Here is a 14,168-nt window from a genome sequence, read left to right as displayed (position 1 = left end):
GGCAACTCCGAACGACAACGGTGTGCCCGCTGTCGGCCCCCAAGGAGTTTTGCCGCATGTCCTTGCACCGCCCGTGCCTGCCGCTCAGCCTGCTCACCGCCGGCCTGGCCCTGAGCAACCCGTACGCCTTTGCCGAAGACAGTGTCGTCCTCGATCCGCTGAACGTATCCGACACCAGGGATGAGGGCTATCAGCCGCGTCAGGCCCAGGTGGCTGGATTCTCTTCCGCACCGCTGCTGGACACTCCGGCCTCGGTCTCGGTGTTCACCGAACAACTGCTGCAGGATCGCCAGGTGCGCCTGCTCAGCGAAGTGCTGCAAAGCGATGCCTCGGTGGGCGAGTCCTACGCGCCGATCGGCTACTACGAGAACTTCAATGTGCGCGGCTTCAGTCTCGACGCCGCGCACAGCTACAAGATCAACGGCCAGACCATCACCGGCGAGCAGAATGTGGCGCTGGAGAACAAGCAGCAAGTGGAACTGCTCAAGGGCCTGTCCGGGCTGCAAAGCGGCGTGTCGGAACCTGGCGGGCTCATCAACTACGTGACCAAGCGCCCGGAAGACGTGCGTTCGCTGACCTTGTCCAGCAACGAACAGGGCGAGCGCTATATCGCCACCGACCTCGGCGGCTGGTTCGGCAGCGAACGACAGTTCGGCCTGCGCGCCAACCTGGCGCACGAGGATATCCGCAGCTATGTGGACCATGCCGACGGCCAGCGGGACTTCGCCTCCCTGGCGTTCGACTGGCAGATGAGTCCGAACGCGCTGCTGCAACTGGACGTCGAGTACCAGACCCGCGAGCAATATTCGGTGCCGGGCTATCAGTTGCTGGGCGGCACCAGCCTGCCGCATGGTATCGACCCGAAGGACCGCCTGGCCTGGCAGGACTGGGCGCACCAGGTGAAGAGCGATTCGCTGAACCTCGGCGGGCGTTTCGAATACCGCTTCAATGATGCCTGGACCGGGGCAGTGAGCGCGTCGCGCAGCCGGGTGGTAATCGATGACTACAGTTCGTTCGCCTGGGGTTGCTACGGTGCGGCCAGTTGTCCCGGCCTGGGCAACACCTTCAGTCCCGACGGCGACTACGACATCTACGACTACCGCAGCCCGGACGACACCCGCCGCACCGACGAAGCCCAGGCCACCCTTGTCGGCCGCTTCGACGCCCTCGGCGTGAATCATGAACTGACACTGGGCACCAGTGCACAACGGCGCACCGTCGATCAGCGTCCGACCTTCAACGAGTGGGTGGGCACCGCCAACATCTATCAAGCAACCCCGGCCTTCGATCCGGCACCAGGCAGCCCCGGCCATACCGAACGACGCCTGGACAGCCGCCAGTACGGTGTGTTTTTCAGTGACCGCATCAGTTTCAACGAACAATGGCAGACAGTGATCGGCGCCCGCGAAGTGCGCCTGGACGAAGAAGCCTTCGGTGAAGACGGTGTCTCGAACCGGCACACGCGCCAGTATGAGTTGCTGCCCAACGCTGCGCTGATCTACAAACCGCGTCCGGACCTGTCCATCTACACCAGCTACAGCAAGGGCCTGTCGTCCGGCGGCACCTCACCGTGGTTCGCCTCCAATGGCGGGGACATCCTCGCCCCGACCACCTCCCACCAGATCGAGCTGGGAATCAAGCGTGACTGGCAGCGCATGAGCTTCAGCGCGGCGCTCTTCCAGTTGCGCCAGGCCTACCAGTATGCCCGGCCCGACGGCGCCGGGAACTTCACCTACGTGCAACAGGGTCAGCAGAAGAATATCGGCCTGGAACTGGGCGCCAGCGGCTGGGCGACCTCGGACCTGCAGATCAATGCCAGCGTCGCCGCGACGCGCGCTCGGGTCGAAGACAGCGGCACCGACGCCTACGACGATCACCAGGCCCTCAACGTACCGCGCCTGCGCGCGGCCTTGCAGGCCGACTACAGCATTCCCGGCGCACCCGGCCTGGCCCTGCTCGGCGGCATGCGCTACAGCGCCAGCAAGTACGCCAACCAGGAAGGTACGGTGGAAGTCGGCGGGTATAGCGTTTTCGACCTGGGCAGCCGCTACAGCACGAAGATCGCCGGGTATGAAACGGTGCTGCGCCTGACTGTGGATAACGTCTTCGACAAGCGCTACTGGCGGGATGTGGGGGATTACCTGGGGGACAACTACCTGTTCCAGGGGGCGCCGCGCACGGCGCGGATTTCGGCTTCGGTCAGTTTCTGAGACCTGCGGAGCTCTTTCGGGCCTCATCGCTGGCAAGCCAGCTCCCACAGGGATCGCATAACCTGTGGGAGCTGCGGGAGAACAACACAAAACCCCGGAATGCAAAAAGCCCCTGGAAACTCACGTCTCCAGGGGCTTTTTGGTACATCGAAAGTGGCGGTGAAGAAGGGATTCGAACCCTTGATACAGTTTCCTGTATACACACTTTCCAGGCGTGCTCCTTCAACCGCTCGGACACTTCACCGGATCTCTTCAAGCAGTTCAGCCTGTCGAGGCGCGCTAATTTAGTCGAAACCTTTTCACTTGGCAAAGGTTTTTTTCAGAATTTTCAGATATTTATGCCAGAGGCTGGAAAACGCTAGGTGAAATGGCAATTTGGCCAATCCCTGCCCTGCTTTGTCCGGCCTTTCAGGGGATTTCCGGCCGGGCGGGCCCGGGAGCGCGATCAGTGACCGCATAGTCAGTCATCGTGCTTTACCTGACCGCAGGGGCTGGGTAACGTCTTGCCACTTTCCCGCCACTTCTCCTTGAAAGGAATTCCGTCATGAGTGAGCTGATCAACTACCACCTCGACGATGGCATCGCGACCCTCACCCTGAACAATGGCAAGGTCAATGCCATCTCGCCCGACGTGATCGCCGCCTTCAATAGCGCGCTGGACCGCGCCAAGGAAGACCGCGCCGTGGTCATCGTCACCGGCCAGCCCGGGATCCTGTCCGGGGGCTACGACCTGAAAGTGATGACCTCCAGCCCGCAAGCGGCGATGGCACTGGTCACCGCCGGGTCGACCCTGGCCCGGCGCCTGCTGTCCCACCCCTACCCGATCATCGTCGCCTGCCCCGGGCATGCCGTGGCCAAAGGTGCCTTCCTGCTGCTTTCGGCCGACTACCGCATCGGCGTCGAAGGTCCGTTCAGCATCGGCCTGAATGAAGTGCAGATCGGCATGACCATGCACCACGCAGGCATCGAGCTCGCCCGTGACCGCCTTGGCAAGGCGGCTTTCCATCGCTCGGTGATCAACGGCGAGATGTTCGACCCGACCGGCGCCGTCGAGGCGGGCTTCCTCGACAAGGTGGTACCCGCCGAGCAACTGGCCGAAACCGCCTTGGCCGCCGCCCGCCAGTTGAAGAAGATCAACATGAACGCGCACAAGAACACCAAGCTGAAAGTGCGCAAGGCCCTGCTGGAAACCCTCGACGACGCGATCATTCGCGACCAGGAACACTTCGCCTGAATTCAAGGCCGGACACATCCTGTCCGGCCTTTTCCGCCACGTTGCCGAACAGTCCGTTTGCCGCCACCGGAGTACACCCGTACACTGCCTCGCGTTTTGTCGAGTGAGTCGTACGATGCTCTTTCTTCCTCGCATGCTCCTGCTGGGTATCCATTTCATCCTGGTGGGCCTGATCGGTCTGGTCATTGGCCTGTGCCGTCCATTCAACCCGGACAATAGCCGTCTCTATGCGCGCCTTTACGCCTGGCCCGCGAGCTGGCTGCTGCGCTTGGAGATCAAGGCCGAGGTGGGACCGCTGTTCGACCAGCCCCCCGGGTGCGTGATCGTTGCCAACCACCAGTCCAATTTCGACCTGTTCGTTCTCGGCCATGTGGTGCCGCCGCGCACCGTCTGCATCGGCAAGAAGAGCCTCGGCTGGATTCCGCTGTTCGGCCAGTTGTTCTGGCTGGGCGGCAACGTGCTGGTTGACCGCAGCAATGCCTACCAGGCGCGCCGCGCCCTGCAAACCACCAGCCGCACCCTGCAAAAAGATACGTCGATCTGGATCTTCCCCGAAGGCACGCGCAATCCGGGCGAGGTGTTGAAGCCGTTCAAGAAAGGCGCATTCCATATGGCCATCGATGCCGGGGTGCCGATCGTACCGGTGTGCGCCAGCCGCTATGCACGACGCCTGAACCTCAACGGCTGGCGCAAGACCCGAGTGGAAATCCGCTCGCTGCCGCCGATTTCGACCACCGGCATGACCCAGCAAGACATCCCGGCGCTTATGGAGCAATGCCGGGCCCAGATGCAGGCGTGCATCGACCTGATGGAGCACTAGCATCGGCACGGCTGAGCAGTTGCCGTTTCGTCGAGGTCAGACCAAGCTGTCTGACACGTTAAACGAAGGATTCGCACAACCATGGGTCGAGTCGTAGCAGCAGCGGTTTACAGTGCCGGGCGCAAGGTCACCAATATCAGCATCGACGAAGGTGCCGAATGGGCGCGCAAGCCGGGGCACTTCGTGTGGATCGGTCTGGAAGAGCCCAACGCCCAGGAACTGGCCAACCTGCAATGCCAGTTCAACCTGCACGAGCTCGCAATCGAGGACGCCCTGGAAAAACATAGCCGGCCGAAACTGGAAACCTTCGGCGACGCGCTGTTCATCGTCACCTATTCGCCAGTACGCCAGGACGGCAAGCTGGAGTTCATCGAAACCCATATCTTCGCCGGCAACGGCTACATCATCACCTGCCGCAACGGCCATTCGAAGTCCTACGCCCTGGTGCGCCAGCGCTGCGAAGCGCGACCGCTGCTGCTGGAACATGGCGAGGATTTCGTGCTCTACGCGCTGCTGGACTTCGTCACCGAGAACTACCAACCCGTCAGCGAAGCCATCCATGGCGAGATCGAGGAACTGGAGCGCAACGTGCTTTGCGCTTCATTGGTGGAAGAGGACATTCGCCGCCTCCACGGTCTGCGCCGCGACATCCTGCGTCTGCGCCGCTACGTGGCGCCCATGGTGGAAATCAGCGAGGAACTGCAGCGCCTGGCCTTCCCCTTCATCGACAAGAACATGCGCCCGTATTTTCGCGATGTGCAGATTCACGTCACCCGGCAGATGGAGGACCTGGCAGGCATTCGTGACCTGGCCAGCCAGACCATCGAGATCGGCATGTTGCTGGAGTCGTCACGCCAGAGCATCGTGCAGCGCAAGTTCGCCGCCTGGGCGGCGATCCTCGCGTTCCCCACGGCCATCGCGGGAATCTACGGCATGAACTTCCAGAACATGCCGGAGTTGAGCTGGCACTACGGCTATTTCGCCGTCCTGGGAGGAATCGCGGTGGGCTGCACCGCGCTGTACAGCAGCTTCAAGCGTTCTGGCTGGCTTTAGGCTGGGCGACGAAGCGCATCATCCACTCGGCGACGGTCTGGCCCTGGTGGTCGATACCCAGGCTGTCGATGCCTTTGCGGTAGACCTCGGCGCCCAGGTGCTCCTGGCGCAGGTCGAGCAATGCCCGGGAATAGTCGTGGATGAATTCCGGATGGCCCTGGAAACACAGCACCTGATCACCGATGTGATACGCGGCATAGGGGCAGAAGTCGCTGGAGGCGATCACAGTGGCGTTCTCCGGTAGCGCGGTGACCTGATCCTGGTGGCTGATGAGCAGGGTCAGTTCTTCCACCTGCGGGCTCATCCATGGCGCACGGGCCGCCATCACATAGCGGTGGGTGCCGACGCCCCAGCCCTGGGTGGCGCGTTCGGTCTTGCCGCCGAGCAGCAGCGCCAGCAATTGATGGCCAAAGCAAACGCCGAGCAGCTTGTCACCACGCTTGTAGCGATCCAGCAGGAATTCCTTGAGCTTGCCAATCCACGGATCGTCGCCGAACGAATCGGCCTTGCTGCCTGTCACCAGATAGGCATCGAAGACTTCATCCTCCGGCGGATAATGGCCGTTCATCACGTTATAGACGCTGAACTCGGCGGCGATCGGCTGGCGGGTAAACAGTTGCTCGAACATCCGTCCGTAGCCCTGGTATTGCTCGACCAACTCGGGTCGCAGGACGTCGGTTTCCAGGATGCAGATGCGTAGCGACATAGACTTGGCCCTGAACGACAGTGGTGAAAAAACACGGATGCAGCCTGCCGCGATTATTGGTATCAAGCAAGTATTCCCTCGGACGAACGGTCATTTCCTTGCGAGTCGTACGTGTAAGCGGCGCATGTGTCTAGTCAGGCGCATCGTACGCAGATGGCAAAAAGCCTCATAAGCGAACGGTCTTTCGCTACCAAAGTACAGACGAAAGCGTTCTAAATCGGCGGTAACGTTGCAGCATCCCAGGTTGTATACCCATTGATAGCAGGTCCGAAACGAGAGCCCGCAGAGGCTTCCACCGGACCGGAGACAGGGACGCCATCCGGCTTGCAGGAATAACAACAAAAAGGCAGACAGCCATGTTCAAACAACACAAGGTACGTCAGGCAGGACTCATTCTGTTCGCCACCACACTGCTGCTGATCCTGCCCAACCTGACACGCCTGTTCGGTTGAGCGATCGTCATTCGGTGTCATCCAGGCTCTGGTGTATGCTGCCGGCCTCACTGGTCGGAGATTGGTCCATGCGCCTTTGCCTCATCTTCCTGCTTGCCCTGGCGAGCCTGCCACTGCATGCCGCGCAACTGAAGCTGGAACTGGGCACCACCAGCACGCAGTGGGACAGCGAAGCCCTGCTCAAGCATCCGCAGGCTCGGGATATTCGCATCGATGAGGATGTTTCCTACAAGAAGGCCATGAACTACCGCGCCGTGCCCCTCGCCGCGCTGCTGGAGGGCATCAAGCCCGATGACCACCTGCAGGCCGTGGCCCTCGATGGTTTCGCAGCGGAAATGCCCGCAGCGCCATTGCTCGAAAACGGCCCGGCACAAGCCTGGATCGCGGTGGAAGACCCTGCAAGACCATGGCCAGCGCTGGGCCAGGACAAGCCGGGCGCCGGCCCTTTCTACCTGGTCTGGACTAATCCCAAGGCCGGCAATATCAGCCCTGAACAATGGCCTTATCAGATCGCCACTATCCGCCGTCTCGATCCGGTCGCCGTGCGCTTTCCCGCCCTGCTTCCGGCCAGCGACGCCAGCGCCACGGTGAACCGTGGCTTTGCCCTGTTCCAGAAGAACTGCCTGGCCTGTCATCGCCTCAACGGCGCCGGTGACGCCCAGTTCGGCCCTGACCTGAACCGCCCCTACAACCCCACCGAATATTTCCGCCCCGAATTCCTCCGGCGTTATATCCGCAATCCGCAAAGCCTGCGCCAATGGCCGCAGGCGCGCATGCCGGAGTTCACCGTCGAAGCCCTGCCCGACGCCGATCTCGACGCCCTGCTCGCTTATCTTTCACACATGGCCAAGCGCAAATCCTGAGCTCTACTGATTGAACCCTGAGGTCACCAGCACATTGGCGTGCATCTGCTCATAGCCACCACCCGACGCATGCCGCGCACCGGGCAGGCATCCAGGTAATCCAGGCCCACCGCCAGCTTCAGGTGCCGCTCCGGCACGGCGAGCTGGTTGGTGACATCGAAGCTGTACCAGGCGTCGTCCAGCCAGGCCTCGGCCCAGGCGTGGCTGGCCATGTGCTGGTTGTCATTGTCGAACAGATACCCCGAGACGTAGCGCGCCGGCACCTGCAGGCTGCGGGCACAGGCGATGAAGGCGTGGGCGTGGTCCTGGCAGACTCCGGCAGCGACGGCGAAGGCCTGGGCGGCGCTGGTGTCCACGGCGGTGGCGCCGGGCCGGTAGGCGATATGGTCATGCAACGCCCCCATCAGGCCGATCAAGGCACCGCGATCCCGGTATTCGCCACAATGCCGGACAGCGAAGGCGCACAAGGCTTCGTCGGCCTCGGTCAGGCGCGTCGAGCGCAGGAATGGCAGGGGTGAATGGCTATCCTGTTCGGCTTCCAGGTCCGGGTCGATCTCGACCTCGCCCCGCGCCGCAATCAGCAGGTCGGCATGGGGTTCTTCCAGGCTGAGCACGTGCAGGATATTGCCGAACGGATCGCGCCGTGCCTGCACGGGACGCGGCAGGTCCAGCTGCCATTGCAGCACGCGCTGGCGCTGGTTATCCGACGGGGTCAGGCGCAGGTACTGGATGCTCGTACGCACCTGGTCTTCATAGTGGTAAGCGGTTTCGTGGCTGATTGTCAGTTTCATACGACCTCCAGGTAGGCGCTGTGAATGGCGTTGCCCAATTCACGCACCAGCGGGATGTAATGGTTCAACCAGGGATGCAGGCCCTGGGAAAGGACTTCATCGATCCCGGTATAGCGCAGCCGGGCATCCACCTCCGCTGCAAGGCGCTGGGCCGGGCGGCCGTTGGTGCCGTGCAGGCTGGCGAGGATCTGGTCGATTTCTTCGGTACAGGCCCGCAGCGAACGCGGCACATCGGCACGCAGCAGCAGGAGTTCGGCCACATGGCGCGCGGTGGGGGCATCGCGGTAGATCTCGGTATAGGCCTCGAACGAGGACAGCGCGCGGAGCAAGGCGCTCCACTGGTAATAACCACGGGCGGAGCTGTCGCTGACGGCCTCGGCCGCCTCGCCAAACATCTCGTAGCGGGCATCGAGCAGGCGCAGGGTGTTGTCGGCACGCTCGATGAAGGTCCCGAGGCGGATGAAGCGGAAGGCATCGTTGCGCATGATGGTGCCGTAGGTGGCACCCCGGAACAGGTGCGAGCGCTCCTTGATCCATTCGCAGAAGCGGCTCATGCCGTAGCGCCCCAGGCCCTGCTCGGCGATACCACGGATCTCCAGCCAGGTGGCGTTGATGTTCTCCCACATGTCGGCGGTGATCTTGCCGCGTACCGCATGGGCGCAGGCCCGCGCGGCGCCGAGGCAGCTGTAGATGCTCGCCGGGTTTTCCGGGTCGAGGGCGAAGAAATGCAACAGGCGCTCGGCGTGGAGCTGGCCGTGGCGTTCCAGGTAATCGTCCAGGGTGCCGGTGATGCGCAGGGCCAGGGTCATTTCATCGAGGCCGTCGCCGCGCCCGTCCTGGGGCATCAGCGACAGCGAATAACTGACATCGAGCATGCGCGCGAGGTTTTCCGCGCGCTCCAGGTAGCGCGACATCCAGTACAGGTCGGAAGCGGTTCTGCTGAGCATGGTTCAGTCCTCCACCACCCAGGTGTCCTTGGTACCGCCGCCCTGGGACGAGTTCACCACCAGCGAGCCTTCGCGCAGGGCGACGCGGGTCAGGCCGCCCGGGACCACGCGGGTCTCGCGGCCGGACAGGACGAACGGCCGCAGATCGATATGCCGCGGCGCGATGCCGTTCTCGACGAAGGTCGGACAGGTCGAGAGCGACAGGGTTGGCTGGGCGATGTAGGCCGCCGGCCGGGCCTTGATGCGCTCGGCGAAGGCGGCGATCTCGGCCTGGGTCGAGGCCGGCCCGACCAGCATGCCGTAGCCGCCGGATCCCTGGGTTTCCTTGACCACCAGCTCCGGCAGGTTGGCCAGCACATGAGACAGTTCGGCGGGGTTGCGGCATTGCCAGGTGGGGACGTTCTTCAGGATCGGCTCCTCGTCGAGGTAGAAACGGATCATCTCGGTGACATAGGGATAGACCGACTTATCATCGGCCACCCCGGTGCCGATGGCATTGGCCAGCACCACGTTGCCGCAGCGATAGGCGGACAGCAGGCCGGGCACGCCGAGCATGGACTCGGGTTGAAGGCCAGGGGATCGAGATAGGCGTCGTCGAGGCGTCGGTAGATCACGTCCACCGGCTTGGGACCACCCGTGGTGCGCATGAATACCCGCTCGTCACGGACGAGCAGGTCGGCCCCTTCCACCAGTTCCACGCCCATTTCCCGTGCCAGGAATGCATGCTCGAAGAAGGCACTGTTGAAGCGCCCCGGCGTCAGCACCACGACGCTGGGGTTATCCAGCGGGCTGGAACTCTTCAGGGTTTCCAGCAGCAGGTTGGGGTAATGATCGATGGGCGCGATGCGCTGGACGGCGAACAGTTCGGGGAACAACCGCATCATCATCTTGCGGTCCTCGAGCATGTAGCTCACCCCGCTGGGGGTTCGCAGGTTGTCTTCGAGGACGTAATAGGTGCCGTCGCCATCGCGCACCAGGTCGACCCCGGAAATATGCGCGTAGAGGTCGCGGTGCAGGCTCAGGCCCTGCATCGCCAGTTGGTACTGGTCGTTGGCCAGGACCTGCTCGGCGGGGATAATCCCGGCACGCAGGATGCGCTGCTCGTGGTACAGGTCGGCGAGGAACATGTTCAGCGCCTTGACCCGCTGGATACAGCCGCGCTCCACCACCCGCCATTCGCTGGCGGGAATGGCCCGGGGAATGGTGTCGAAGGGGATCAGGCGCTCGGTGCCCTGCTCGTCGCCGTAAAGCGTGAAGGTGATACCGGCGCGGTGGAACAGCAGGTCAGCCTCGCGACGCCGTTGTGCCAGCAGCTCCGGGGAGTCTCCCCCAGCCAGCGGGCGAATTCCCGATAATGCGGACGGAGCTGACCGTCGGCGGCGTACATCTCATCATAGAAACTGCGAATCATGCCGAACTCCTTGTCACCCGTGCCCAAGGAATATCGCAAAGCCCGTGCCAGCAACAATAAGGCTTGTGAATCAAGCGGTTGCAAAGATTCAGGAAAGAGACCGCACCAGACTTGTGCAGCTATCGCTACGCCTATGGGGCGTACGCTTCATTGCGAAGCGCGGGTGAATCCGGGGCCGCGCCAGGCGCCGCCCCGGAACGGGTTTCAGGTCAGCACACGCTCCTGCTTGACGCCCCAGCCTTGGGCCTCACCACCCAAGGGCCGGATCACTGCTTCGAAATCATGCTCGAATTCGCCGATCCCGCCATGGGTGGCGTACATGATCTTTTGCAATTCCAGTTGCCAACCTTCGTCGCTCTCGTGCACCGAGGCACACAGCGACTCGCCACGAAACTTGCCTGCAGCCCTGCGCGCCCGTTCCTCGTCCGGGAATACCGCGTAAAACTCGATGGGATGGATTTGGGTGAAATCGAAGCCGCCTTCTTTCATGCGGCGCAGCACGATGCTGCTGATGTCTTCGTACAGGTTGCTCATTGAATCGTCCTCCTCAATCACGATGGATAGACTTTCGGCGCGTTCACGCCACCCCGTTTACCTTGCGGCCGGGGTCTCGAGCGGATGTAACGACGGCAACGGCCGGCGCCGGAAAAACGACGACCATGTGTTCAGCGTAGCGTCAGGCTGGGCACATCGCCAGCCTGACGCTCAGGGCATTTCAGTGATGCCGGTGATGACCACTCCGCTCTGCTCCTTCAGCCACTTGGCAGTAGGGCTTTCAGCGCGGTCCTGGAAATCGTTGAGGTCGAGCTCGTCCATGATCGGGAACAGGTGGCCCCTTACCTGCCGCGCAGCGTCTTCGATGCTCGGGCGGTTTTCGCAAGCGAACAGCAACGCGGTGCGCTCGCCCTTCTGGTCCACGAAAGTGATTTCCCACTCTTTCATCTGGCGTTGTCCTCGAATGGAAGTACGGCCTACCTTCCGTTGACCTTGGCCAGTGGGTGTTGTTCCGGTTTTTTCATCCAACCGGCAGCTAAAAAAAAGACCCCGGCAATGCCGGGGTCCTTGGGTTAGCCAATGCTCGGGAAATCAGTCCGGAATACCGTGGACCACACCCGCAGTGTTATCCAGCAGGCTCTTGGTGGCCGTCTGGATGAAGGCCTCAAGCTTCTTCTGCATTTCGCTCTTCTGCGGGCCATCGATCAACTCGGCCTTGAACTCGCTGCCCACCTGGTAACGGTACAGCCGCGGTTCCATGTCCTTGGACTCGATCAGCAACTGATCGCCCTGGAACAAGCCGACGATCTGCTCGCTGCCCGACGGCTTGACCATGCCGATGCCCTGGTCGCCCTCGGGCAGGTTGAGCAGGTCGCGTCCCCAGCACTGATGACGGGTCTCGCCACCAAGACGGCCCATGATGGTCGGCACGATATCGATCTGGGTGCCCACGGTGTGGTCACGCTTGCCGAATTTTTCCTGGATGCCAGGAGCGATCAGCAGCAGCGGAACATTGAAGCGGCCCAGGTCCAGTTCAGTGACCTGCTGTGCATTGCCGAAGCCATGGTCGCCGACGATGACGAACAGCGTCTCCTTGAAATACGGCTCCTTGCGCGCCTTTTCGAAGAACTGGCCCAAGGCCCAATCGGAGTAGCGCATCGCCGTGAGGTGCTCGTCGAGACGCCCGAAACCGGTTACCGGCTCGACCGGCAGGTTCTTCGGCAGCGCGTACGGGGTGTGGTTGGACAGACTCTGCAGCAGCGCATAGAAGGGCTTCTTGCCGTAGTTGTGCGCCAGTTCCTGGGCGCCGCGGTCGAACATGTCCTGGTCGGACACCCCCCACGTCGGGTCGGAGAAGACCGGATTGACGAAGTCGTTGCGGCCGATGAAGGTGGTCATGCCCTGGTTGCCGAAGAAACCGGACTGGTTGTCCCAGGCGAAATCACCGTTGTACACGTACACGTCGTCGTAGTCGCGGGCGCTGAGCAGCGCCGGTAGACCGGAGAGCTTGTGGCCGCCTTCCGGGGTCTGCATCAGGTATTCGAAGCCCGGCAGGTTTGGGAAGCAGGCCATGGTAGCAAACATGCCCTGGTGGGTATGGGTACCGTTGGAGAAGAAGCGGTCGAACAGCAGGCCCTCCTCGGCCAGCTTGTCGAAGTACGGGGTAATGTTGCCTTTGCCACCAAGGGCGCCGACCGAGTGTCCGGCGAAACTCTCGAGGAGGATCACCACCACGTTCTTGATTGGCAGGGTCTTGTCCGCGGGCGGGGTGAAGTCACGGCGGATCGCCGCGCTGTCGGCATCGACCAGCTTGTCGTTTGGGGTCAGCAGCATCTCGCGCACGGTCTGCTGGGCAACCTGCGGATCGAGGGTGGCTTTCCAGATGTTGTCGCGGTCTTCGGAGAAACGGCTCTTGGCCGCATCGATCAGGGTCAGGGTGCCGTTCAGGCCCAACTGGTTGACGAAGTTGGAATCGGTAGTGAAGGCATCGCCCCAGCGCATCGGCGGCCCCTGGCGCAAGGTGCCACGGGCGGCGACCACGGCCACCAGCAGGATCATGAAGAACACCACGCCGCGCACATACCACGGCGCAACGCTGCGCACCCCGGCAAGGTTGCTCTGGTACTGGCCGCGGGGCCGGGTCAGGCGATCGATGGCCTTGAATGCCAGGCTCATGATCACCGTGCCGGCGACCCAGGCCAGCAGGTAGCGAACCACCGGGAACCCGTACCAGATCATGCTGGAAACGGTCTTGGGGTCTTCCTTGATGTACTGGAATACCAGGCCGTTCAGGCGCTGGTGGAACTCGCGATAGAAGTCCATCTCCACCAGGCCGAGGAACAGCGTTGCGCTGCCGGCGATGGTCAACCACAGGCGGAACAGCCCGCGAGCCGCCATGGCCCGGGCGCTGAGGATTGCCAGCAGCAACGGAATGCTCAGGTACACCACCACCCGCAGGTCGAAGCGCAGGCCGTTTAAGAAGCCTTCGGCAACCGTCGAATAGGGTGTGTCGCCGATCATGTCGCGGTTATAGACCAGCAGCGCGAAGCGCACGGCGCTGAGCATCAGCATGATCACCAGGCCGCACAGGAAGGTATAGAGCAGGTGTGATTTGACCGTCGGTTGCAGGCGCGAGGCGTCCGTTTTAGCCATGAAATGGAAGGTCCCTGGAATTCTGGTTATAGAAAGCACATCGACGCCAGGCGGCGCCGCTCCGAGAGGATTTCCGGATGGCCAGCCACTGGACGGATGGGTAAAGGCGCGCGCGATTGTCCGCAATCGATTGTGAAAATTTCGTTGAGGCAACGCAAAGCGCGGATCAGGCTAGCCGGGTTGCCCGGCCAACACAAATCCGCGTGCAAAACCGGGACGTTGCGCTAGCGTGGTGTTTTCACGCTAGATGCGAACGTCGCCGCGCGGCCCGGCGATGGCCCAGATGATCAGGCCGAGCACGGGGAGGAGGATGATCAGCAGGATCCACAGGACCTTGGCTCCGCCACCGGCGCTGCTCTTGACCACATTAAGGATCGCCCAGATGTCGAGGGCGAGGATGACCAGGCCGGCAAGGCCATTGAACGTCGAACCCATGTTGAAACTCCCAATTCAAGCTGTAGCAAAGAATAGCTGGCTATCGGCCTTATAGACGCGCTTGTTTCATCGGCGTTCCGAGGCCTTGGTTACACTCGC

Annotated in this window: 11 protein-coding genes, 1 tRNA gene and 2 pseudogenes; 5 read left to right on the top strand and 9 right to left on the bottom strand. The window is 62.3% G+C overall.

Translation table 11 applies throughout. The annotated features are described in order from the left end of the window. Nucleotides 1-56 precede the first annotated feature (56 nt). A complete protein-coding gene (locus tag CSV86_RS03670; RefSeq protein WP_009406752.1) occupies nt 57-2,210 on the top strand; it encodes a TonB-dependent siderophore receptor in 2,154 nt (717 codons plus the stop codon). Between the two features lie 154 nt (nt 2,211-2,364). On the opposite strand, the gene CSV86_RS03665 is transcribed toward CSV86_RS03670, so the two are convergent. Then, nucleotides 2,365-2,454 (bottom strand) — tRNA-Ser (locus CSV86_RS03665). A gap of 300 nt (nt 2,455-2,754) precedes the next feature. Between CSV86_RS03665 and CSV86_RS03660 the strand changes: the two genes are divergently transcribed. The 3 genes from CSV86_RS03660 (at nt 2,755) to CSV86_RS03650 (ending at nt 5,317) form a co-directional block, all read left to right on the top strand. After that, nucleotides 2,755-3,444: a crotonase/enoyl-CoA hydratase family protein gene (locus CSV86_RS03660; RefSeq protein ID WP_009406759.1), complete on the top strand. Its 690-nt coding sequence runs from the start codon at nt 2,755-2,757 to the stop codon at nt 3,442-3,444. A 115-nt stretch (nt 3,445-3,559) separates the two neighbouring features. Beyond that, nucleotides 3,560-4,264 carry a lysophospholipid acyltransferase family protein gene (locus CSV86_RS03655; RefSeq protein ID WP_170394360.1) on the top strand — a complete coding sequence of 235 codons (705 nt, stop codon included), beginning with the start codon at nt 3,560-3,562 and terminating at the stop codon, nt 4,262-4,264. A gap of 81 nt (nt 4,265-4,345) precedes the next feature. After that, nucleotides 4,346-5,317, top strand: coding sequence for a magnesium and cobalt transport protein CorA (locus CSV86_RS03650; RefSeq protein WP_009394179.1), 972 nt, complete (start codon nt 4,346-4,348; stop codon nt 5,315-5,317). Here the strand turns inward: CSV86_RS03650 and CSV86_RS03645 are convergent. Further along, nucleotides 5,295-6,023, bottom strand: coding sequence for an amidotransferase (locus CSV86_RS03645; RefSeq protein ID WP_009394177.1), 729 nt, complete (start codon nt 6,021-6,023; stop codon nt 5,295-5,297). The genes CSV86_RS03650 and CSV86_RS03645 overlap by 23 nt on opposite strands. Nucleotides 6,024-6,543: 520 nt before the next feature. Between CSV86_RS03645 and CSV86_RS03640 the strand changes: the two genes are divergently transcribed. After that, nucleotides 6,544-7,338 (top strand): c-type cytochrome, encoded by a 795-nt coding sequence (locus CSV86_RS03640; protein ID WP_037058337.1) that lies wholly within the window; start codon nt 6,544-6,546, stop codon nt 7,336-7,338. Nucleotides 7,339-7,341: 3 nt separating this feature from the next. Here the strand turns inward: CSV86_RS03640 and CSV86_RS03635 are convergent. From CSV86_RS03635 to CSV86_RS03605, 7 genes and pseudogenes are all read right to left on the bottom strand, one after another. Next, nucleotides 7,342-8,129, bottom strand: a pseudogene (locus tag CSV86_RS03635) (transglutaminase family protein). Then, a complete protein-coding gene (locus CSV86_RS03630; protein ID WP_009394173.1) occupies nt 8,126-9,076 on the bottom strand; it encodes an alpha-E domain-containing protein in 951 nt (316 codons plus the stop codon). Before CSV86_RS03630 ends, CSV86_RS03635 begins: the two are co-directional and overlap by 4 nt. A gap of 3 nt (nt 9,077-9,079) precedes the next feature. Further along, nucleotides 9,080-10,487, bottom strand: a pseudogene (locus CSV86_RS03625) (circularly permuted type 2 ATP-grasp protein). A 204-nt stretch (nt 10,488-10,691) separates the two neighbouring features. Then, nucleotides 10,692-11,021: a ribonuclease E inhibitor RraB gene (locus tag CSV86_RS03620; RefSeq protein ID WP_009394170.1), complete on the bottom strand. Its 330-nt coding sequence runs from the start codon at nt 11,019-11,021 to the stop codon at nt 10,692-10,694. 171 nt (nt 11,022-11,192) lie between these two features. Beyond that, a complete protein-coding gene (locus tag CSV86_RS03615; protein WP_009394169.1) occupies nt 11,193-11,429 on the bottom strand; it encodes a hypothetical protein in 237 nt (78 codons plus the stop codon). A 144-nt stretch (nt 11,430-11,573) separates the two neighbouring features. Then, a complete protein-coding gene (locus CSV86_RS03610; protein ID WP_009394168.1) occupies nt 11,574-13,634 on the bottom strand; it encodes an LTA synthase family protein in 2,061 nt (686 codons plus the stop codon). Nucleotides 13,635-13,877: 243 nt separating this feature from the next. Next, entirely contained in the window at nt 13,878-14,069 is a 192-nt protein-coding gene (locus tag CSV86_RS03605) for a PLDc N-terminal domain-containing protein (RefSeq protein WP_009394166.1), read from the bottom strand. Nucleotides 14,070-14,168: the final 99 nt, after the last annotated feature.

The organism is Pseudomonas bharatica CSV86 (assembly GCF_000319305.2).
GTDB classification, from domain to species: Bacteria; Pseudomonadota; Gammaproteobacteria; order Pseudomonadales; family Pseudomonadaceae; genus Aquipseudomonas; species Aquipseudomonas bharatica.
This window is presented reverse-complemented; position numbering and strand designations above follow the sequence as displayed.